Genomic DNA, 218 nt, shown 5'->3' with positions numbered 1-218 from the left:
TGGCGCTGACACGCAAACCATCATGATTACGATCAATGGTGCGGAAGACCCATCCGATATCTATCTTGGTGAAGGGGATGATGACAGTGGGTCGGTGACGGAAGATGTGGATACCAACTTGGATGTTGAGGGCGTTCAACTTGAAGTCACAGGAACACTGTCGGTTCAAGACGCGGATGGTGACGGAGCGTTTAACGCCACCCCAACGTTTTTGAGTA

At 50.9% G+C, this 218-nt stretch carries 1 protein-coding gene; it reads left to right on the top strand.

Translation table 11 applies throughout. The features are described 5' to 3' along the window. Positions 1-22: 22 nt before the first annotated feature. The coding region (locus tag TW81_RS18745) for a hypothetical protein (protein WP_204244016.1) at positions 23-218 on the top strand (196 nt) is incomplete at its 3' end.

The sequence above is a fragment of the Vibrio galatheae genome (assembly GCF_000967545.1).
Taxonomy (GTDB): domain Bacteria; phylum Pseudomonadota; class Gammaproteobacteria; order Enterobacterales; family Vibrionaceae; genus Vibrio; species Vibrio galatheae.
The sequence above is the reverse complement of the archived record's forward strand: the minus strand, read 5'-3'. Positions and strand labels throughout refer to the sequence as shown.